Annotated in this window: 17 protein-coding genes; 2 read left to right on the forward strand and 15 right to left on the reverse strand. The window is 39.3% G+C overall.

Annotation, left to right across the window (positions count from 1 at the left end; translation table 11 throughout):
- Nucleotides 1-520: 520 nt before the first annotated feature.
- Together ACIQXF_RS10015 and mce are read right to left on the reverse strand one after the other, a co-directional pair.
- Nucleotides 521-2,068: an acyl-CoA carboxylase subunit beta gene (locus tag ACIQXF_RS10015; protein ID WP_402782305.1), complete on the reverse strand. Its 1,548-nt coding sequence runs from the start codon at nt 2,066-2,068 to the stop codon at nt 521-523.
- A gap of 5 nt (nt 2,069-2,073) precedes the next feature.
- Nucleotides 2,074-2,487: a methylmalonyl-CoA epimerase gene (mce, locus tag ACIQXF_RS10020; protein WP_053594596.1), complete on the reverse strand. Its 414-nt coding sequence runs from the start codon at nt 2,485-2,487 to the stop codon at nt 2,074-2,076.
- Nucleotides 2,488-2,612: 125 nt separating this feature from the next.
- Between mce and prli42 the strand changes: the two genes are divergently transcribed.
- A complete protein-coding gene (gene prli42, locus ACIQXF_RS10025) occupies nt 2,613-2,708 on the forward strand; it encodes a stressosome-associated protein Prli42 (protein ID WP_158003016.1) in 96 nt (31 codons plus the stop codon).
- Between the two features lie 20 nt (nt 2,709-2,728).
- Here prli42 and ACIQXF_RS10030 read toward each other — a convergent pair whose 3' ends face one another.
- The 10 genes from ACIQXF_RS10030 to ACIQXF_RS10075 form a co-directional block, all read right to left on the reverse strand.
- Nucleotides 2,729-3,706, reverse strand: coding sequence for an aromatic acid exporter family protein (locus tag ACIQXF_RS10030; RefSeq protein WP_402782310.1), 978 nt, complete (start codon nt 3,704-3,706; stop codon nt 2,729-2,731).
- Between the two features lie 214 nt (nt 3,707-3,920).
- Nucleotides 3,921-4,361, reverse strand: coding sequence for a BrxA/BrxB family bacilliredoxin (locus tag ACIQXF_RS10035; protein WP_402782313.1), 441 nt, complete (start codon nt 4,359-4,361; stop codon nt 3,921-3,923).
- Nucleotides 4,362-4,796: 435 nt separating this feature from the next.
- Nucleotides 4,797-5,891 (reverse strand): methylmalonyl Co-A mutase-associated GTPase MeaB, encoded by a 1,095-nt coding sequence (gene meaB / locus ACIQXF_RS10040; RefSeq protein ID WP_402782316.1) that lies wholly within the window; start codon nt 5,889-5,891, stop codon nt 4,797-4,799.
- Entirely contained in the window at nt 5,891-8,044 is a 2,154-nt protein-coding gene (scpA, locus tag ACIQXF_RS10045; protein WP_402782319.1) for a methylmalonyl-CoA mutase, read from the reverse strand. Before scpA ends, meaB begins: the two co-directional genes overlap by 1 nt.
- Complete coding sequence (locus tag ACIQXF_RS10050) at nt 8,041-9,744, reverse strand: methylmalonyl-CoA mutase family protein (RefSeq protein WP_402782322.1); 1,704 nt, start codon at nt 9,742-9,744, stop codon at nt 8,041-8,043. The genes scpA and ACIQXF_RS10050 overlap by 4 nt, the downstream gene beginning before the upstream one ends.
- A gap of 120 nt (nt 9,745-9,864) precedes the next feature.
- The gene (locus tag ACIQXF_RS10055) at nt 9,865-11,208 is read right to left on the reverse strand and encodes a dihydrolipoamide acetyltransferase family protein (protein ID WP_402782445.1); all 1,344 of its coding nucleotides are present in this window, start codon (nt 11,206-11,208) and stop codon (nt 9,865-9,867) included.
- 284 nt (nt 11,209-11,492) lie between these two features.
- Complete coding sequence (locus tag ACIQXF_RS10060) at nt 11,493-12,476, reverse strand: alpha-ketoacid dehydrogenase subunit beta (protein WP_402782325.1); 984 nt, start codon at nt 12,474-12,476, stop codon at nt 11,493-11,495.
- Nucleotides 12,476-13,492 (reverse strand): thiamine pyrophosphate-dependent dehydrogenase E1 component subunit alpha, encoded by a 1,017-nt coding sequence (locus ACIQXF_RS10065; protein WP_402782328.1) that lies wholly within the window; start codon nt 13,490-13,492, stop codon nt 12,476-12,478. Before ACIQXF_RS10065 ends, ACIQXF_RS10060 begins: the two co-directional genes overlap by 1 nt.
- An 87-nt stretch (nt 13,493-13,579) precedes the next feature.
- Nucleotides 13,580-15,007: a dihydrolipoyl dehydrogenase gene (gene lpdA / locus ACIQXF_RS10070; RefSeq protein ID WP_402782331.1), complete on the reverse strand. Its 1,428-nt coding sequence runs from the start codon at nt 15,005-15,007 to the stop codon at nt 13,580-13,582.
- A gap of 194 nt (nt 15,008-15,201) precedes the next feature.
- Nucleotides 15,202-16,296 (reverse strand): Leu/Phe/Val dehydrogenase, encoded by a 1,095-nt coding sequence (locus ACIQXF_RS10075; RefSeq protein ID WP_402782334.1) that lies wholly within the window; start codon nt 16,294-16,296, stop codon nt 15,202-15,204.
- Between the two features lie 298 nt (nt 16,297-16,594).
- Between ACIQXF_RS10075 and ACIQXF_RS10080 the strand changes: the two genes are divergently transcribed.
- Entirely contained in the window at nt 16,595-16,831 is a 237-nt protein-coding gene (locus ACIQXF_RS10080) for a DUF2627 domain-containing protein (protein WP_402782337.1), read from the forward strand.
- Nucleotides 16,832-16,878: 47 nt separating this feature from the next.
- On the opposite strand, the gene ACIQXF_RS10085 is transcribed toward ACIQXF_RS10080, so the two are convergent.
- The 3 genes from ACIQXF_RS10085 to ACIQXF_RS10095 all read right to left on the reverse strand — a co-directional run bounded on the left by ACIQXF_RS10085 (nt 16,879) and on the right by ACIQXF_RS10095 (nt 19,704).
- Nucleotides 16,879-17,607 carry a glycerophosphodiester phosphodiesterase gene (locus tag ACIQXF_RS10085; protein WP_402782340.1) on the reverse strand — a complete coding sequence of 243 codons (729 nt, stop codon included), beginning with the start codon at nt 17,605-17,607 and terminating at the stop codon, nt 16,879-16,881.
- Nucleotides 17,600-19,171 carry a flagellar assembly protein A gene (locus ACIQXF_RS10090; protein WP_402782343.1) on the reverse strand — a complete coding sequence of 524 codons (1,572 nt, stop codon included), beginning with the start codon at nt 19,169-19,171 and terminating at the stop codon, nt 17,600-17,602. Before ACIQXF_RS10090 ends, ACIQXF_RS10085 begins: the two co-directional genes overlap by 8 nt.
- A 338-nt stretch (nt 19,172-19,509) precedes the next feature.
- On the reverse strand, nt 19,510-19,704 hold the full coding sequence (locus ACIQXF_RS10095; protein WP_402782346.1) for a hypothetical protein: 195 nt from the start codon (nt 19,702-19,704) through the stop codon (nt 19,510-19,512).
- Between the last annotated feature and the right edge of the window lie 473 nt (nt 19,705-20,177).

The raw sequence follows: 20,177 nt of genomic DNA on the forward strand, positions 1-20,177 counted from the left end.
CACAGTTAACATTTGTTGCTGTCGCTTCGCTTTCACACAGTTAACATTTGTTGCTGTCGCTTCGCTTTCGCACAGTTAACATTTGTTGCTGTCGCTTCGCTTTCGCACAGTTAACATTCATTGCTGAGCTATTAATTTATCACTATAAATTAACGTGAATGCAAGAAGATTTATGCTAAGTGAAATGTTGATTGGAGTGGAGACTGGTCAACTCCTTGGGGGTTAGCGATAGAGGAACGAAGGCTAAAAGCATCACGTCCTGTGATAACGCCTTCGTGACCAACATCGTGTTGGCCCGAGCCCCTGGAGAGCAAGCCATCGGACGCCCCTAGGAAGCTTTGCTCTGTGCGAAAGCGTAGCGACAGCAACAACAAAGCGACCAGTCGGAATGGAAATCAACCCCTTTTTTTTGCCGAAAGGTCATACTTTATTTATTAGGTTACTTTAATTTCATTGACACAATAGTTTTTCAATAACATGAAAGCCCACTAACCAAATGGTTACTGGGCTTGTACAATTCTTATAGAGGGATGTTTCCGTGTTTTTTCTCTGGACGTGTTTCGTGTTTGTTTGATAGCATATCAAGTCCTTGAATTAGCTTAATACGTGTATCACGTGGATCGATAACATCGTCTACCATACCGCGAGATGCTGCAACATATGGATTTGCAAACTTCTCTTTATATTCTTCAATTTTTGCTGCACGTGTTGCTTCTGGATCATCCGACTTTGCAATTTCACGTGCAAAGATGATGTTAGCTGCACCCGCTGCACCCATAACCGCAATTTCTGCGTTAGGCCAAGCGAACACAAGGTCAGCCCCAATTGATTTAGAGTTAAGGGCAACGTATGCACCACCATATGCTTTACGCAGGATTACAGTAATTTTTGGTACAGTTGCTTCTGAGTATGCATAAAGGATTTTCGCTCCGTGACGGATGATACCACCATGCTCTTGTTTAACGCCTGGGAAGAAGCCAGAAACGTCTTCAAAAGTAATGATTGGTATATTGTAAGCATCACAAGTACGGATGAAACGAGCAGCTTTGTCAGATGAATCAATGTCTAATCCACCAGCAAGTACTTTAGGTTGGTTACATACAAGACCAACTGATTCACCAGCGATACGAGCAAAACCAACTACTACGTTTTTCGCAAATTCTGAGTGCACTTCCATGAATGAACCTTCGTCCACTATTTGCTCCACTACTTTACGTACATCATAAGGACGTATTGTTTCAATTGGCACTGTATCCACGATTTCTGGACGATAGTCATCACCCTCTGGACGTGCCTGACGCGGAGCTTTTTCTTTATTGTTTTGTGGTAAGTAGCTCAATAGCTTCTTAATTTGATTAATAGCTTCTTCTTCAGATGGTGCGCGGAAGTGTGCATTACCACTTACAGCGTTATTGACTTTAGAACCACCTAAATCTTCAGCAGAGATTTTTTCACCAGTAACCGTTTCAATAACTTTAGGTCCTGTAATGAACATTTGAGATGTTTTATCAACCATTAGAATGAAGTCTGTAATTGCTGGAGAATATACCGCTCCACCAGCACATGGTCCCATAATTACTGAGATTTGCGGAATTACACCAGAATAGATTGCATTACGATAGAAAATATGACCATATCCATCAAGTGAAAGTACACCCTCTTGAATACGTGCACCACCTGAATCATTAATACCGATAAAAGGTGTGCCATTTTTCGCAGCAAGATCCATGACTGTTGCCATTTTTTTTGCGTGCATTTCACCAAGTGCTCCACCAAATACTGTGAAATCTTGAGAGAATAAGTATACTGGACGTCCGTTGATTTTACCGAAACCAGTTACTACACCATCACCAGGACCTTCTAATTTGTCCATACCGAAGTCTACTGTACGGTGTGTAATGAATGGGTTGATTTCGAAAAATGTACCTTCATCAAGTAATAATTCAATACGCTCACGAGCTGTTAATTTACCTTTTTCATGCTGCTTTTCGATGCGCTCATAGCCACCACCAAGCTCAATTACCGTCTTACGGTCATATAAATCATTAATTCTGTCGAACATATCCATACTAATCACTTATCCCCTTTTCCACTTTTATCACATAATTCATATAACACACCGAAAGATGATTTAGGATGCATAAAAGCAACCTCTGCACCACCAGCACCTGGTCCTGGTTCTTCTGATAAAAGACGTACGCCTTTTTCACGAAGCTCTGCCATACGCTCACGAATTCCTGTCACACCGAAAGCAACATGGTGAATACCTTCTCCACGTTTTTCGATGAATCCGTGAATAGCACTTTTTTCACTCATCGGTTCTAATAGTTCAATTTTCACGTTACCAGCGTCAATAAATGCAACACGAACCTGTTGAGATTCTACTTCTTCCACCTTCAGTAACTTTAAGCCTAAAGTTTCTGTATAATATGTAATGCGTTCATCAAGATCGCGAACCGCAATACCAATGTGATCTACTTTCTCCATGGTGACATCTCCTTCTGTTATGGTACATATTCTATTTTACAGACTTTTTCGTCAAAACTCTACTACTTGAGAAATTTTTCAGATTTGCTAAACTATTTATAAGAAAAGAAGGAGCGAACGAGCATATGAGTAATAAAAAATTTCAAAAAATTGTTGTTTATACTATGGTCGCGATCATGGTAATCTCATCACTAGCATTCGGCTTATCGATGCTAGTGTAATGAAAAGCGAGGCGTCCGCATTACTGCGGGCGCTCTTTCTTTACCTTTAACCCCTTGAAAGACTGCTTAATTTCTAAATATCGATCCATTTCCTCTATAAATTGATAGAGCGCTGCTTGTGCTAGAAATTGCTCATGGTTTTTTGGTAAAGGTAATTGGGCGAAATCTCGTTTTACATGCTCTAACTTCTCTCTGAAATGACTAGCCGTATTCCCTGAATGAACGTGCTCACCGAGGTCTTGCAAAAAGTCGGCAACGATAACCGCCTCTTGTACTATAACAGGAAGTGCCGTTATTTTTGGAAGTACCCTATCTATAATTTCTAGCTGCTGTTCACGCATATCAAAATACAAATAGTAGTCATTTTTTCGTCTCGTAAAATGATTTTCAACATCTTTAAATGCTAGGGATTTGGCATTATTTAAAGCTGTGATTGCTTCAATAATTTCTTGTCCATCCCATAACGTATCGCCCTCTCTTAAATAGTTGGCAATTTCTAAAAAAATCCTACTGTAAAGTTCCTCAATTTTAACTCTGTAGTAATTTAATTCCTTTTTAATGTCTGGCATATACATATTAATAGCTATTCCCGTTCCATAACCAATTGCCATTAAAGCAAATTCATTATAAACAAGCTCCATTGAGAAACTCTTAGCAGCATATATATGCATGATAATAACGGCGCTGGAGACAAAGCCATCTGCTACCTTTAATGATACAATTGTTGGTATAAAAATTAGCAGCATTCCTGCTAATGTAAGCGGATGATAGGAAAATAGCTGAAAGCTCAAAAATGCATAAAACATACCGATAATACTCGCGACGAATCGTGTATATACCGCACGAAGGGATTTTTTCTTCGTTGGTTGTACACATAATATTGTTAGAATACCAGCAGATGCATAAGAAGCTAATTCAAAATACTGAGCAATGGCTATAGCAATTGCCGTACCAATTGCCGTTTTTAATGTACGATAGCCGATTGAAAATTTCTTCAAGTCGACTGCCTCCCATCCTTCAGTATTCTTCACTAATTTTAGTCATTACTAAGATAACATTCAGTTATTTATTTAGCCAATATTTCAAAAATTCTAAATGTAATTAAAGTCAAAAGATGCAAAGCTTGAAGTGGCTAAGCAGTATGCCTCCGCAGACTTTATATCGCTGCGGGGCTTCCTACTTATAGAATAGCTTCTCTTTTAATGAATAAAATTAAAGTTCGTCGCAATATTCCTCAAAGTTTGCTTGTAAGTTTGTCACAACAGACATTGGGTCATGTCCTTCAATTTCATAGCGTCCAACTTCTGCTACCACTTGTCCATCCTTAAGTAATACAAAGGATGGGGAGGATGGTAAGTGATCTTCACCGAAGTGATAACGGGCAGCTGCAGTTGCTTCTTTGTCTTGGCCAGCAAATACCGTTACAAGATGGTCTGGACGTTTATCGTAATGTACGCTTTGTGCTGCTGCTGGACGTGCAATACCCCCTGCACAGCCACATACTGAGTTTACCATGACTAATGTTGTACCTGGACGAGCAAACGCCTCTTCAACAGCTTCTGGTGTGCGTAGCTGTTCATAACCAGCTGCCTCAATTTCCCCACGTGCCGTTTTTAAAATTTCTTGCATAAATAAATCGTAATCCATATTCATAAAGCGATAGCCCCTTTCAAGTTTGCATCATCATCATCAATTATGCCTCGGCATAATTGCGTCCGGAATCGGCTTTGTGCATGCACAAAGAACGCCTATCTGATTCCGTGACATCCGCCGGAGGCTTTAACTTCTTTCAGCTGAAAGAAGTTAAACACTAGCTTTAGATTTTCGACGCTAATACATCTTCTATCATAGCAGTAAGTGACGATTTTGTGCACCTTCTTGCTCACATAAAGTGAAACTTAATCAGTGGAGGTTTTCCTCATTCTCTAACGATTATTACTCTTCACCAGACGGGCATTTCTGGGCAGTTAATTTCTCACTTAACTTCTTTGCTTTTGCAAAATCTAGAGGGTGAAAGTATTGTAACTGACGCCTCGCTTTTGGTACATAAATTACTGCTTTGTTAAAGCCGGATAACAAAATATATTATTACTGTGATTGTTCATCGCTAAATAAATGATCTACACCTTGTGTTACGGTCAACTGTCCATTTAAAATTTGACGTTCTAGCAGTTGCACTTGTGCTTTACGCTCTGGATCACCATAAAACGTATCGATTAAATGATCAATAATCATCGATTGGAACCAATCTTTTGTTTGATTTTGACGTCTAATCGACCAGTAATTATTCGCCTCAACGATTTGTCTGAATTCTCCGATTGTGCTCCATACTTTGTCGAGCCCACGTTTTTCCCATGAACTAACCGGCATTGCTGTGGACATCCATCCTGGTGTCGCGGGCTGTAAGAAATGTAAGATTTGCTTGTACTCGGAAACCGTCTTTTTCGCAAGTCGTACATTATCACCATCAGCCTTATGCACTACAATGGCATCTGCCAATTCCATAATGCCCTTTTTCATGCCTTGTAGCTCGTCTCCAGCACCTGTTAATACTAGTAGCAAGAAAAAGTCAACCATACCACGGACATACGTTTCACTTTGTCCAACACCGACTGTTTCAATTAAAATCACATCGTAACCGGCTGCTTCACAAACTAGCATCGTTTCACGTGTCTTTTTATGGACACCCCCTAGGGTACCAGCTGATGGGGATGGACGAACAAATGCATTCGGCTTCTTCACGAGCTCCTCCATTCGTGTTTTATCGCCCAAAATGCTCCCTCCTGATAAAGAAGAGCTTGGATCAATCGCAAGGACTGCCACTTTTTTCCCCATCTCACAAAGCATCGTTCCGAAAGCCTCAATGAAAGAACTTTTTCCAGCACCAGGAACACCAGTGATCCCTATGCGGACACTGTTTCCTGTATGCGGTAGAAGCTCTTGTAAAAGCTCTTGTGCCTGCACTTTATGCGTTACATTTGAGCTTTCAATGAGTGTAATGGCTTTTGATAATTGTGTACGAGAGCCTGCGCGTACTTCTTGCGCAAGCTCCTGTATATTAATATTGTCTGCCTTTTTCTTTCGGAACTTTTTCGGTGTACCATTTTGCATTCCGTCGTGAGTTGCCTCTACTCCGTCCATAACAAATAGCGCACTTTCAGGCATTCCTTTGTTTTTGTCCATTATTCAGACACTTCCTCATAACCTAGACGTTTGTAGATTTCTTCGATAATTTTAATGGCAGATACAGGAATTACTGTACCAGGACCAAAGATTGCTACTGCTCCTGCGTTATAAAGGAATTCATAGTCTTGTGCTGGAATTACACCGCCAACAATGATGATAATATCTTCACGACCTAGCTTTCCTAGCTCTTCGATTAGCTCAGGCACTAGTGTTTTATGACCAGCCGCTAAAGAAGATACACCGATTACATGTACATCGTTTTCCACAGCCATTTGAGCCGCTTCAGCAGGTGTCATGAATAATGGTGAAATATCAACGTCGAAGCCTATGTCAGCATAACCAGTTGCGACAACTTTCGCGCCGCGGTCATGTCCGTCTTGTCCCATTTTCGCTACTAAAATACGTGGACGACGACCTTCATTTTCAAGGAACTCTTCTGTCATTTGTTTTACTTCCGCAATTTGCTCTTCATCTGAGAAGTTTGCAGAGTAAACGCCAGAGATTGAACGGATTACTGCTTTATGACGACCAGATACAACTTCAATCGCATCTGAAATTTCACCTAATGAAGCTCGAGCACGCGCTGCATCTACTGCTATAGCTAATAAGTTTTCTTCCCCATCTTGCGCCGCTTTAGTTAATCGAGCTAGATGTTTTTGTACTTCTGCTTCATCACGAGCTGCCTTCATTGCTTCTAAACGCTCAATTTGTTTTTGACGTACTAATGTATTGTCAATGTCTAAAATATCAATAGGTTCTTCTTTTTCTAGACGATATTTGTTTACACCAACAATTGTTTCTGTTTTTGAGTCGATTTTTGCTTGACGTTTTGCCGCTGCTTCCTCGACTTTCATTTTTGGAAGACCTGTTTCGATTGCTTTTGCCATACCACCAAGTTCTTCGATTTCTTCAATTAATGCCCACGCAGATTTTGTAATTTCGTCCGTTAATTTCTCCACATAGTACGAACCGCCCCATGGATCAATAACTTTTGTCATCGCTGTTTCTTCCTGTAAAAATAGCTGCGTATTACGTGCAATACGTGCTGAGAAATCAGTTGGCAGAGCAATCGCTTCGTCAAGTGCATTTGTATGAAGTGATTGCGTATGGCCCATTGATGATGCATTTGCTTCAATTAGCGTACGTGTCACATTATTAAATGGATCTTGCTCTGTTAAAGACCAACCAGATGTTTGTGAGTGTGTACGAAGCGCTAATGTCTTAGGATTTTTCGGATTAAACGTTGACATCATTTGCGCCCAAATTCGGCGTGCAGCACGCATTTTTGCAACTTCCATGTAATAATTCATACCGATTGCCCAGAAGAATGATAAACGCGGTGCAAAGGCATCAATATCGATTCCAGCTTTTAGCCCAGTACGGACATACTCAAGGCCATCTGCTAATGTATAAGCAAGCTCTATGTCATTCGTTGCACCCGCTTCTTGAATATGGTAACCAGAAATCGAAATAGAGTTGAATTTTGGCATGTATTTCGCTGTATATTCAAAAATATCAGCAATAATTTTCATAGACATAGCTGGTGGATAAATATAAGTGTTACGAACCATATATTCTTTTAAAATATCGTTCTGAATCGTACCAGCAAGCTTGTCAGGTGTAACTCCCTGCTCTTCTGCTGCAACGATATAGAACGCAAGAACTGGTAAAACAGCACCGTTCATTGTCATTGACACTGACATTTGATCTAAAGGAATTTGGTCAAATAAAATTTTCATATCCTCTACAGAATCAATCGCTACCCCAGCTTTACCAACATCCCCTGTTACACGTGGATGGTCTGAGTCATAACCACGGTGGGTAGCTAAGTCAAAGGCAACAGAAAGACCTTTTTGTCCCATAGCTAGATTACGCTTGTAGAATGCATTCGATTCTTCGGCTGTAGAGAAACCTGCATATTGGCGAACCGTCCATGGACGAGCAACATACATCGTAGGGTATGGACCACGTGTATTTGGTGCAATACCTGCAACATCATTTAAATGTTTTGCGTCTTTAATATCATCTTTTGTGTAAATATCTTTAATTTCGATACCTTCATTTGTCATAAATTTATCTTCTGACGCTTGAGGTGCCTCAGCTGCTAATACTTTTTCGATTTCAACTGCACTAAAATTTGGCTTGCTCATCGTTGGACCTCCTTCATGCTAGCGAACACTGAATTTAATTTTTCGATGATGTTCTGTCCTGCGAAAATAAAGCCGTTTAAGCCATTTGCTAACCAAGCTTCTTCTTCGTCTTTAAATTTACCTGCTACGTCCACAATTACGTTAGCTGGTTTACCTGCTAAAATAGCTGGTACTAATTCTTTTGTATCGTCATCGTTACCTGCGATTACTACATATTTTGCATCTGTAGCGTTTAACCAAGCTATTGCTCCTTCAGCTGTTGCAACTGGCTCACTTTTTTCTGGTACTAGACCTACAGTGTTTAAGAAACCTGACACAAAATCAGCACGTGGTTTTGAGCTTTTCAATGTACCTAATGCTAAGATTCCTGTATTCATATTTGCAGCAGTCATTGCAGCACGTAATTGCTCGAAAGGTTTAGCAATTCGCTTAATTTCTGCAAATAGTGGGTTTATCTCGTCTTCAAGCACATCTGCAGGATTTGCATAAATATTTGTACCGATTAACGATTGTTTACGTGTTTGTGCGGCTTTAATACGCGCTTGATAGGATTGTTCAATTTCCTCAGTAAGCTTACCTGAGACAGTATAAGCATCAATGCCTCCTGCTGCTTCAATTTCTAAGAATAAAGCCCAAGCTTCTGTCACGAAATCTGCTGTTAATGACTCAATGAAGTATGAGCCACCAGCAGGATCTGTTACCTTTAATACATTTGTTTCTTCTTTTAAGATTAAAGATACATTTCGTGCAATACGAATTGATTGCTCTGTTGGTTTTGTTAATGCATCATGTGGGTGAACTGTAAAGACATCCGCACCGCCAATTAAGCCCGAAAGCGCTTCATTAGCTGCACGTAATAAGTTTACATAAACATCCAGCTTTGAGAAGCTTCTTAATGAAGTTTCAGCAATAGTTGGAACTTTTACATTTTCAGCTACACCATATGCGGATGAGAACGCTTTCCAAAGTACTTTAAATGCACGGAGTTTCGCGATTTCTGTAAAGAACTGTGTATCGATTGCAAATGATACATAGAATTTCTTGGCAAATGCTTCAAAGCTTTCTTCTTGATTTGCGAATTTTGCCGCTAGTGCAAGTGCATATGCTAATTCTTGTACTGCATTTGCTCCTTCGTTATGATAAACCGTTGTATCCGCACCGATTGAGCGCACATTCGGGAAATCATTTAAAGAGATTGGGGTTTTCGATACGATGAAACCTTTTACAGCTTCTCGTTGGTCAACTGCTATTTTGTCGAATACTGCTAATAATGAGTCGTTTGAATTTTCAACCGTAATTTTAAACGAATATTCTGAGAAATAAGGAGCTAATTGTGCCAATACTTCCTCAGTCCATGCGAATTTTACACGGCTATCAATTGTTACTACTTCATTGCCACGAGCTAAGCTATCATCAAGCTGTGCAAAAAATGCTTCGCTTGTATCAGCATATACTTGCTGTGCCACTTGGAATGCCTGACTATTTTGTAGGGAACGGATTGTGGCAACTTGTTTATCAAGTTCTTCACCAAGTTTTGCTACTAAACTTTCTTGCGTGTAAAGAGGTTCTAATGTAACACCTTCACTCGTTTTCGTTAAAAGAGACTCGAATGGTTTCCCTTTTAAAGCCTTGATTGCTGCATCTTGCCATTCTGAATAGGACGGCTTTTCAAATTCAATATTTTTCATGTTGTTTGACATGCGGACGCTTAATCAGCTTCCCCCCTTAGTAGTTTCTATTTGTTATTCTACATGACAAATTGCGACTCGGAAAGCAAAAAAAATGCGGAAACCGTTATACAACAGGTTTCCGACAAGTCATCAGTAGACTGACATTGAAGATTTATTCGTCTTTTCGAGTATTTCTTTTACTCTATTTAGGAATTTACCACAAACTAGTCCATCTAAAACGCGATGATCTAAAGATAAACATAAATTCACAATATCTCGTGCAGCGAACATTCCACCCGGTAAAACAACCGGTTTTTTTACAATACTTTCCACTTGAAGGATTGCTGCTTGTGGATAATTAATGATGCCCATCGACTGAACAGAGCCGAATGCGCCCGTATTATTGACCGTAAATGTACCACCTTTAATATCATCCATTGCCAGTTTTCCAGCGCGAACTTTCACAGCAAGCTCGTTAATTTCTTTTGCAATACCTTTAATCGATTTTTCATCCGCGTGTTTTATAACAGGAACAAATAATGCATCATCTGTCGCGACTGCGATGGAAATATTTATGTCATGTTTTTGAATAATTTTGTCCTCTGCCCACATGGAATTCATCATTGGGAATTCTTTTAGTGCTTGAGCAACAGCCTTCACAAAGAAAGCAAAATAAGTAATGTTAAAGCCTTCTTTTTGTTTAAACTCTGACTTAATACTATCACGATATGCTACTAAATCTGTTACGTCTACTTCCATCATCATCCATGCATGCGGCACTTCATGGACGCTTCGCATCATATTATTGGCGATGGCACGGCGCACCTTCGTCACTGGAATTTCAATATCGCCAGCTTGAATTGGCTGTGCTGGTGATGATGGTTTAGTAAGTTCCTGTGAAGCAGGTGCTGCTACTGGTGTAGGCTGTTGCACGGCTGTATCGACAGCAGGCAGTGTTTCAACCTGCGAAGTTGGAATATTTCCAGCTTCTATCAGTTGCATAAGGTCTTTTCTTGTAATACGTCCCCCTTCACCTGTTCCTGTGATTTGGTCAAGTGCAATATCATGCTCTTGTGCAAGTCGAAGAACAGCTGGTGAATAGCGTATTTTATCCTGTCGAACTGCTTTTTGCGATACTATCGGAGCAGTAGTGGCTGGCTGAGCCTCTTGTTTCTTTTGTACACCTGCATTTAAAATAGCTGTACTTACCGCTGATTTCTTCGATGGAGGTGGAGGAGGTAACTCGCTGTCACCTGCTATTTCAATAGAACAAACGATTGCTCCAACAGGTAACGTTTGCCCTTCCTCTGCAAGTAGCTCTGTAATGACCCCTTCAAAAGAAGACGGAATTTCTGCATTTACTTTATCAGTTACTACTTCTGCTAATGGATCATATTTTTTTACCGTATCACCTGGCTTTACAAGCCATTTTTCAATTGTACCTTCTGTTACACTTTCACCGAGTTGAGGCATTGTAATATTTTGAATCGCCATCATCTATTCCTCCCATCAAATATGCCTAAGCGTAATTGTATCTGACGCACCGCTTTAAAACAGCTGAGGTAAAGACACGGTTTCATTTACGCGTAGATCAACACTCGTACAGATTTCAACTTTTCACAAACAGCCAATAATCTTTGCTCCAATCACTATCGCTTAGGAAGATTGATAATTTCAATGACTAATTGCAAATTTATGTCCTGTCAAAATCTGTTCATCCCTCTAGGCTTTAACTTTTTCGAGTCACTGAAAAAAGACTAACAATATGCCCTTTTCAATTAGAAGGCAGCTAATTCTCGCATCGCACGCTCTACTTTTTCAGGGTTTATCATAAAATACTTTTCCATCGTTGGTGCATATGGCATTGCTGGAACATCTGGGCCAGCTAAGCGTTGAATTGGTGCGTCGAGTTCAAATAAACAATGCTCTGCAATAATTGCCGCAACCTCACTCATAATGCTGCCCTCTTTATTGTCCTCGGTAACTAGTAAAACTTTACCTGTTTTACTTGCCGCCTCAATGATTGCTTCTTTATCGAGCGGATATACTGTGCGTAGGTCAAGAATATGGGCCGAAATACCGTCTGCAGCTAGGCGCTCTGCCGCCTGTAAAGCAAAATGAACAGCTAAACCATACGTAATGACAGTAACGTCTTCTCCTTCACGCTTAACATCTGCTTTGCCAATAGGTAATGTGTAATCATCTGCTGGCACTTCACCTTTAATGAGGCGATATGCACGTTTGTGCTCAAAAAATAATACTGGGTCCTCATCACGGATTGCTGCTTTTAATAAACCTTTTGCATCATAGGGCGTTGATGGAATGATAATTTTCAACCCAGGTGTGCCTGCAAAAAGCGCTTCAACAGATTGAGAATGATAGAGTGCCCCGTGAATACCTCCGCCAAATGGTGCACGTATAACCATTGGGCAAGACCAGTCATTGTTAGAACGGTAACGGATTTTTGCTGCCTCAGAAACGATTTGGTTAACAGCAGGCATAATGAAATCAGCAAATTGCATCTCGGCGATAGGACGCATGCCGTACATGGCTGCCCCAATACCTACCCCCGCTATAGCACTTTCTGCAAGCGGTGTATCAAGTACACGATATTCACCAAATTGTTCGTACAGACCAGTGGTTGCTTTGAATACACCGCCCTTACGACCAACATCCTCCCCTAAAATGAAAACTCGTTCATCACGTTCCATTTCTTCCTTCATCGCTAATGTAATCGCATCAATATAAGACATTACTGCCATTACACGTCACCTCCGTCCACTGGTGCATAGACATATTTCAATGCATGCTCTGGCTGTGCATAAGGAGCAGCTTCTGCATAATCTGTTGCTTCATTCACTTCTGCCATAACACGCTCTTCTATTTCAGCACGTACTTTTTCAGACATCACGCCAGCATCTATTAAATACTTTTCAAATAATAGAATAGGGTCTTTTGCCTTTCCTTCTGCAATATCTTCAGCCGTACGATATTGACGATCATCATCATCTGAAGAATGGGCTGTCAAACGATATGTTACCGTTTCGATCAAACTTGGACCCTCTCCATTCCGTGCACGATCGGCTGCCTCTTTCACAACTTTATAGACTTGTAATGGACATTTACCATCAACAGTAACTCCAGGCATACCGTAGCCTATACCTCGATCAGATACTTTTGCACAGCCCAATTGACGTTCAACTGGCACAGATATTGCATATTGATTATTTTCTACCATGATAATGACTGGCAACTTGTGTACTCCAGCAAAATTTGCGCCTTCATGGAAATCACCTTGGTTAGATGAGCCTTCACCGAGTGTAACGAATGAAACAAAATCCTCTCTTTGTAAACGACCCGCAAGTGCAACACCAACAGCATGTGGCACTTGCGTTGTAACCGGTGAAGAGCCTGTTAAAATACGATTTTTCTTTTGTCCAAAGTGACCTGGCATTTGACGACCACCAGAGTTAGGATCTTCTGATTTGGCAAAAGCAGATAACATCAACTCTCTTGGTGTCATACCAAAATGTAAAACAACACCCATATCACGATAATACGGTGCAATATAATCCTTATTTTTATCGAGTGCAAAGGCTGCTCCAACTTGTGCTGCCTCCTGCCCTTGACAAGAAATAACAAACGGAATTTTACCAGAACGATTTAATAACCACATTCTTTCATCTAATCTTCTTGCCATTAACATCGTTTCGAACATTCCAAGTACATCTTCATTTGATAAACCTAGATCTTCATGCTTGATTTGAACATCTTGCATACGAACACCCCTTTCGTATTTTAGAGAAATAACTAAAGCATTTTTTATCCCCACATGACCATACTTTAGTTAAGAAATTTATGAATCTTAAAAATGAATGGCACGATTATCAACTGCAAGTGCTGATTCCACGAGTACTTCATTGAGTGACGGATGTGGATGAATAGCCTGACTAACTTCCCATGGCGTTGCATCAAGCAATTTAGCAAGTGATGCCTCTCCAATTAAATCTGTCACATGTGGTCCCACCATATGAATACCTAAAATATCATTAGTGCCCTCATCAGCAACAATTTTTACAAAGCCATCAGTCTCTCCATTGACAAGTGCTTTGCCAATCGCTTTAAATGGAAACTTACCGACCTTTAATGTATACCCTTGCTCTTTTGCAGCACTTTCTGTTAAGCCAATACTTGCAACCTCTGGGTAAGAATAAACGCACTTTGGCACTTTCAAGACATCAAGTGCCTCTGTTTTACCTGTTGCAATATGTTCGATAGCAGACAGCCCTTCGTGTGAAGCAACATGTGCTAATTGTAAGCCACCGATAACATCACCTATGGCATACATATGTGATTCCTTTGTTTGATACGAATTATTTACTTTGATAAACCCATTCTCTACTTCGATCTCTGTATTTTCTAATCCAATGCCTTGCGTATTTGCCTCACGCCCTACACACAGCAATAATTTATCAGCCTCAAATAATTCTTCATTATCATGAACTTTCGCAGAAATGAAAACGTTATCATTTTCAATTTTAAAAGCTCCAGTATCAAGGCGAGCATTTGTCACGATACGGACGCCTCTTTTTTCAAGCTGCTTTGTCACTTCTTTAACAATATCTGCATCCTCTGCAGGTAAAATCGATGGCCCGTATTCAATGACTGTTACATAAACTCCAAAATCACACAGCATAGATGCCCATTCTATTCCAATAACTCCACCGCCAACAATTAACAATGATTTTGGCAGTTCATCCATCAGTAACGCATGATCAGAGTTCATCACGTATTTACCATCAACTGTTAACCCTGCCATTTCTCTTGGCTTCGATCCTGTTGCAATCACAACATTTGCTGGCACAAGCATTTCATTTTCCTCACCGTTACTCATTTCAACTGAAATAGTACCAGGCATTGGAGAGAAAATTGACGGCCCTAAAATTCGCCCTGTTCCGTGATAAACATCTATTTGCCCTTTTTTCATCAGTGTATTCACGCCTTGGCTCAATTGCTCAACAATAGCTTGTTTCCGAGCTTGCACTTTGTCGAATTGCAATGTAACCCCTTCAATTTCTACACCATAATCAGCGGCTGTTTTATTTGCCATTCGATACACTTCTGCACTTCGAAGTAAGGCCTTACTTGGTATACAGCCTTTATGCAAGCATGTGCCTCCTAGACGTTCGCGTTCGACAATGGCTGTTTTCAAGCCCAGCTGTGCTGCACGAATTGCTGCAACATAGCCACCTGTACCTCCGCCTAAAATGACAACATCATAATTTTGAGCCATATGGATTCCCCCTTATGAGAAAAAATGCTAAAGCATCCTATCTATACAATCTTTTTACAACCCCAATAGATAAGGCTGCCTTGCAAAAGTATTAGTGCTTAATGCTTTAGCTTAATTACATTTCAATCTTTTAATTTACTATTTAAAGTTAGAAGAAGTCGACAATGCGACTTCTCTAAACTAATATGCGATTCTTAACGACCGTGTAAAATATTTTTTTCATTTTTTATGAATTGACTACGAGATTTGGATACTCGAGCAATACGTTCTTCAGCTAAACGGTTAGCCGCTACATATGTCGGAATGCCATCACGTTTTGAAATAGCGAAGATTTTTTCGATACTATCATAAATTCCGTCAACTCGCTTCATTGCACGCTCACGGTTATAGCCGTATAATTCATCAGCTACATTGATTACTCCACCTGCGTTGATTACATAATCAGGTGCATAAACAATACCTAATTCATGTAAATAATCGCCATGGCGAGAATCTTGTAGTTGGTTATTTGCAGATCCAGCGATCACTTTTGCTTTTAGTTGAGGAATCGTTTCATCATTTAAAATCGCTCCTAAAGCACAAGGTGAGAAGATATCAACTTCCTGAGAATAGATCTCGTCAGGTGCCACAGCAGTAGCTCCAAAATCATTGACAACTCGATCAATTGCCGCTTGATTAATATCTGTAACAACAAGTTTTGCACCCTCATTATGTAAATATTCGCAAAGCTTGTAGGCTACATTTCCTAGCCCCTGTACAGAAATTGTACGTCCCTCTAGTGATTCAGATCCAAACGCTTCCTTTGCCGCTGCTTTCATACCACGGTAAACTCCATAAGCTGTTACTGGAGATGGATTTCCTGATGAACCAAAAGCCGGAGAAATTCCCGTTACATAATTTGTTTCCTCATGAATTAAATCCATATCTGTTACCGTTGTACCAACGTCTTCAGCCGTAATATAGCGGCCATTAAGCCCTTGAATAAAACGTCCTAGTGCACGAAACATTTCTTCATTTTTATCTTTAAATGGGTCACCGATAATGACCGTTTTTCCACCGCCAAGGTTTAAACCAGCTGCAGCATTTTTATACGTCATCCCTCTTGCTAAACGTAATGCATCCTCTATCGCATTTTCTTCTGATGCATATGTCCACATGCGTGCTCCACCTAGTGCTGGTCCAAGTGTCGTGTCATGGATAGCGATAATCGCTTTTAACCCTGATGCTTCATCCTGGCAAAATACCAATTGTTCATAATCATACTTTTCCATATACTTGAAGATTTCCATGAAAACTCGCCCCTTTGCTTTGGAAAGTGCATCTCCAAATGCCCATCCCAATCAAGTTATAAAATTGTTTAGTAATGGATAATATTGCTCCATTTAATTTTACAATACTGACAATTTCACAATTTCGCAACTATTATTACACATTCTCGTTTAAGTAAGAATTTTCTAAACATTCAGTTACAATTACTGATTTAAATGTTACTTGCAAATGCATTAACTAGATACATAGATGTATAACGTTTCTTGACATTCCATTATCCACAGGTACAATTAAACTGAGGAATAAGGAGGGACATGCATGGCTCGTTTAGCTGCATTTATTGTAATGCTTATTCCAGGTCTTATGGCTGCAGGTGGCATTAAATTTATGCGTGATACATTATTTGGAAAGCTCATTTCCCCTTTCCCATTTTTATGGCTACAATTCGTCGTTGGCATCATTTTCTTTGTTATTGGCTTTGGCTTTTTCGCAGGATTTTTACTTCACCGCGATCGAAAAAATGGAAAAGTGGCTCCGCGCTTCCAAAAAAAATAAAAATAGCTATCCAAATAAGTCGCATCAGACTTACTGGATAGCTATTTTTATTGACGTTGTTGTTTCGCTATTACTATATCAGGATAATCTGTAATCCAACCAATTACAGAAGGATGCGGATTCGTCAAAAATGTTTCATTTCCATCAATCGCATAAAAGCGACATGCTTTACCACTTGCTACACATACCTCTAAATATCTTGGTTTATAATATTTTTTATGCATGTGCACACTGTCAATAGCTTTGTAATCACTTAGCAAATCCCATTTTAATTTTTTGGTAGCTATAAGTGCTGTTTCATAATGTGGCTTATATTTTTTGACGATCTCTAGTAGCTCGTAATGAAAAGATGAAAAATGACTACCAATAGGTAAAGTAAGTCCGTGAAGCATTTGAATAAGTGCGCTTTTATTATCAAGGATTGTTGATTTTAATTCGATATTAAGAGGTAGCTGTTGTGAATTTGCCCATGCCAAAACTGCCTCAAAAGTTGGGATTTTATACGTTGAAAATAATCGTCTCCACGGTTTCCCAAGTTTAAAACTCAGTAGCTCTTCTATCGTACATTCATTCACAAGCTTATTAATGCCAGCTAACCTTGACAACTGTGGATCATGAAACACAACTGGAGTTCCTTCCTTTGAAAGCTGGATATCTATTTCAATCCCATCTGCACCTAGCTCTAATGCCTTTTCAAAAGCCTTGAAGCTATTTTCAAGTGCATACGCTGAAGCCCCTCGATGTGCGAACACAGGAATGAATGAGTCGTTAGACATTCAACTCACCAAATTCAAGAAGAAATTTACCATTTGTCATTTTACTTAGCATAGATGATTTTTTGCCAATTTGAATATAGGTACCAGGATGAGCTTCTTTGGTCACGAGAATTTCCTCTTTTCCAGCATGACGCATTTCATCCATCATGATCTTAACCTCACGATCAATTGTTGCTGCTTCAGCCTTCAATTTTGTTAAGGCCTGCTTCGTTTCCTCAAATGTTGCTACCTGTTCCTTAGACATTTGTTTAAGGAATGGTAATAAACCTTTAATTTTTGCCTCGTGCTCTGAGATTCCTGATTGCAGTTCTTTAAGCTGTGTAGCCTTCTCTTGCATTATGGAATAGCTTTCCTTTTTATTGACGCTTTCGATAATTAAATCAGTTCGTCGCTCCAAACGATTTCCAGAGATAGCCGTAACGATTGTGCTCTTTGCTACAGCACGCCCCCCAATAATTTTACCTTTTCGTTCGTCTACAAAGATAGAATTTGCAGTGAGCTGTGATCCCAATGCATAAAATCCAATATGAATACTATCATCTGCAAATAAATTTGCCTCATTGACATGCTTCACGAAAATATTGCCGCCTGCCTCTACAATAGTCGAACCAAGGCCAAAAATCCCACCGCGAATATAGACATCACCTTCGATGGATTTAATTAGTTTGGCACCGCTTACACCTTCTGCGCCTTCTATGGAAATATCTCCAGTAGCAATGACTGTATAGCCAGATGTGACCGTTCCTTTAATGCTAAGTGATCCATTAAATTCAAGATTACCGGTTTCAACACCAACATCCCCATGAATAGGTAAATGTCTATTAACACCGATCATGCCCTTGACATCATCTAATACACCAGCTATTTTTGAACGGATAACAATTTTCCCGTCCTCTTCCACTTCATAAGCTGATTTTATATCGTATCGTATAGGAAAATCACGACCAGGTGCAGCTGCAATCACTTCTCCTAGTACATTTTTCCCTGGTTTACCTAATGTCGCAGGAATTTTCTCGCCAAGCCATGAGCCTTCAGAAATTTCTGAAATAAAGTTCATGTCATAATAATCAGCTTTCCCATCTTCGCGAATTACTGGCTTTCTCTCTGGTTTAGGTAAGTATGTAATTTGAGCATCTGTTCCTGCTATAGGTGGTGTTCCTTGTGCAATTAAAAATGCTTTTCCTGGTTCAAGCTTCGAAATATCAAAATCTAAAATTCCGTAAACAATTCCTTCGTCCTCAAGTGTTTCCAGAATTTGTTGCGTTAATTTTTCTTTATTCTTTTCAATAAAATCATGCGTTTCATAGATAAATATAGAGGCAGACATTTTATCTCGTGCAATTTCAGCTTCAACATTAGGAAGCCAGCGCCCAATTTCAACAGGGCTTGTGCCTTCTGTCGCTAAGACATTTTTTAATATTGAAAAATTAGACAATTTAAGTCGTGGATGACTACGTAAAATACTATCAAATTCTTTTAATGGAAAACCCGCATTGAAAGTAAGTAAAAATACCTTTCCGTTTTCTTCCGATATTTCGAAGTTATCATTTCGAACTAGAATCAAGCTACCTCCTCCTTCCCTCTATCTGTAAGTATATACAATCTATTTACATTTGTTTAGAGACAATTGTCACTACTCAGAAAGAAAATACCCCTACTTTATCAGTAAAACACAAAGCTATTTTTTACTTTTCTACTTCGATATTAGCTGTTTTTTACTATAAAAAGGAATATTTTTACTCATTTCAAAATATTCCACTATTATAAGTATATAAAACTCATGGAAATAGTCAGGTGGTTTTACAAAATCTTCACTTATTTTTTCTTATAAATAATGTTTCTGTCACAATTTTTATAAATTTGCATTAGGTCTTCAATACCAAGCCAAAAAAATACGACTACCTAAAGCAGCCTTTCTTGAATTGTGTCTATACGAATATTAGCGCCTAGTTGCTCGATATTTGCTAGTTGTTCACGCGTCATATAGGAAATATTAATGCTTCCGTTAATTCCAAGTCGTACCTCAAATAAATTATCTTCTATCTGGGTTATCTCTAGCGAGTTATTTTCATCAAGTTGAAAGTTTACGCTTTTCAACAATCTCCCTCCTTTTAAATGTAACTAATTATTAATTCTCAGATCTTTAAAAATTACTTTTACCCTTATGTACTACTACAAATTGGCTTGTCATTTTGTATATGTTTTTTCTGCATAGAGCTGCACTTTATTGCTGAATAGACTTCTAAGGCTTTTAGGACTTATCATGTCGCTAAGAGATAATGGCTGGCTGATTTCTTCCGTTTCATATTTACCATATATATACCAAACAACGCTTTCCTATTGTATCATTACCACATAAAATACTGGTATAGCAATTGTTTTATCAAGCATCAAAATCGGTAGCTATTTAATATATAGCATTACGACTAAAGTATCAAATAGTATAGATGATGTAGGGAATGATATTGTGTTAATGTGTCTTGTATTACCTTTACAAAGAAATATGTCTAAAAAACTCTTCCCTTTTCTCCTCACTGTGCCTTCAAAAATAGACACGTTTAATTGTGTTC

This window comes from Lysinibacillus sp. NPDC097231, assembly GCF_044761885.1.
Taxonomy (GTDB): Bacteria; Bacillota; Bacilli; order Bacillales_A; family Planococcaceae; genus Lysinibacillus.

What these genes read in the sequence shown, in the direction of transcription:
- ACIQXF_RS10065 (WP_402782328.1), bottom strand. Translation starts at nt 13,492, where the DNA reads ATGCAAGATGTTCAAATCAAGCATGAAGATCTAGGTTTATCAAATGAA.
- meaB (WP_402782316.1), bottom strand. Translation starts at nt 5,891, where the DNA reads ATGGACAAAAACAAAGGAATGCCTGAAAGTGCGCTATTTGTTATGGAC.
- lpdA (WP_402782331.1), bottom strand. Translation starts at nt 15,007, where the DNA reads ATGGCTCAAAATTATGATGTTGTCATTTTAGGCGGAGGTACAGGTGGC.
- ACIQXF_RS10055 (WP_402782445.1), bottom strand. Translation starts at nt 11,208, where the DNA reads ATGGCGATTCAAAATATTACAATGCCTCAACTCGGTGAAAGTGTAACA.
- ACIQXF_RS10050 (WP_402782322.1), bottom strand. Translation starts at nt 9,744, where the DNA reads ATGTCAAACAACATGAAAAATATTGAATTTGAAAAGCCGTCCTATTCA.
- prli42 (WP_158003016.1), top strand. Translation starts at nt 2,613, where the DNA reads ATGAGTAATAAAAAATTTCAAAAAATTGTTGTTTATACTATGGTCGCG.
- ACIQXF_RS10060 (WP_402782325.1), bottom strand. Translation starts at nt 12,476, where the DNA reads ATGGCAGTAATGTCTTATATTGATGCGATTACATTAGCGATGAAGGAA.
- ACIQXF_RS10035 (WP_402782313.1), bottom strand. Translation starts at nt 4,361, where the DNA reads ATGAATATGGATTACGATTTATTTATGCAAGAAATTTTAAAAACGGCA.
- ACIQXF_RS10085 (WP_402782340.1), bottom strand. Translation starts at nt 17,607, where the DNA reads ATGTCTAACGACTCATTCATTCCTGTGTTCGCACATCGAGGGGCTTCA.
- mce (WP_053594596.1), bottom strand. Translation starts at nt 2,487, where the DNA reads ATGGAGAAAGTAGATCACATTGGTATTGCGGTTCGCGATCTTGATGAA.
- ACIQXF_RS10015 (WP_402782305.1), bottom strand. Translation starts at nt 2,068, where the DNA reads ATGGATATGTTCGACAGAATTAATGATTTATATGACCGTAAGACGGTA.
- scpA (WP_402782319.1), bottom strand. Translation starts at nt 8,044, where the DNA reads ATGAGCAAGCCAAATTTTAGTGCAGTTGAAATCGAAAAAGTATTAGCA.
- ACIQXF_RS10080 (WP_402782337.1), top strand. Translation starts at nt 16,595, where the DNA reads ATGGCTCGTTTAGCTGCATTTATTGTAATGCTTATTCCAGGTCTTATG.
- ACIQXF_RS10075 (WP_402782334.1), bottom strand. Translation starts at nt 16,296, where the DNA reads ATGGAAATCTTCAAGTATATGGAAAAGTATGATTATGAACAATTGGTA.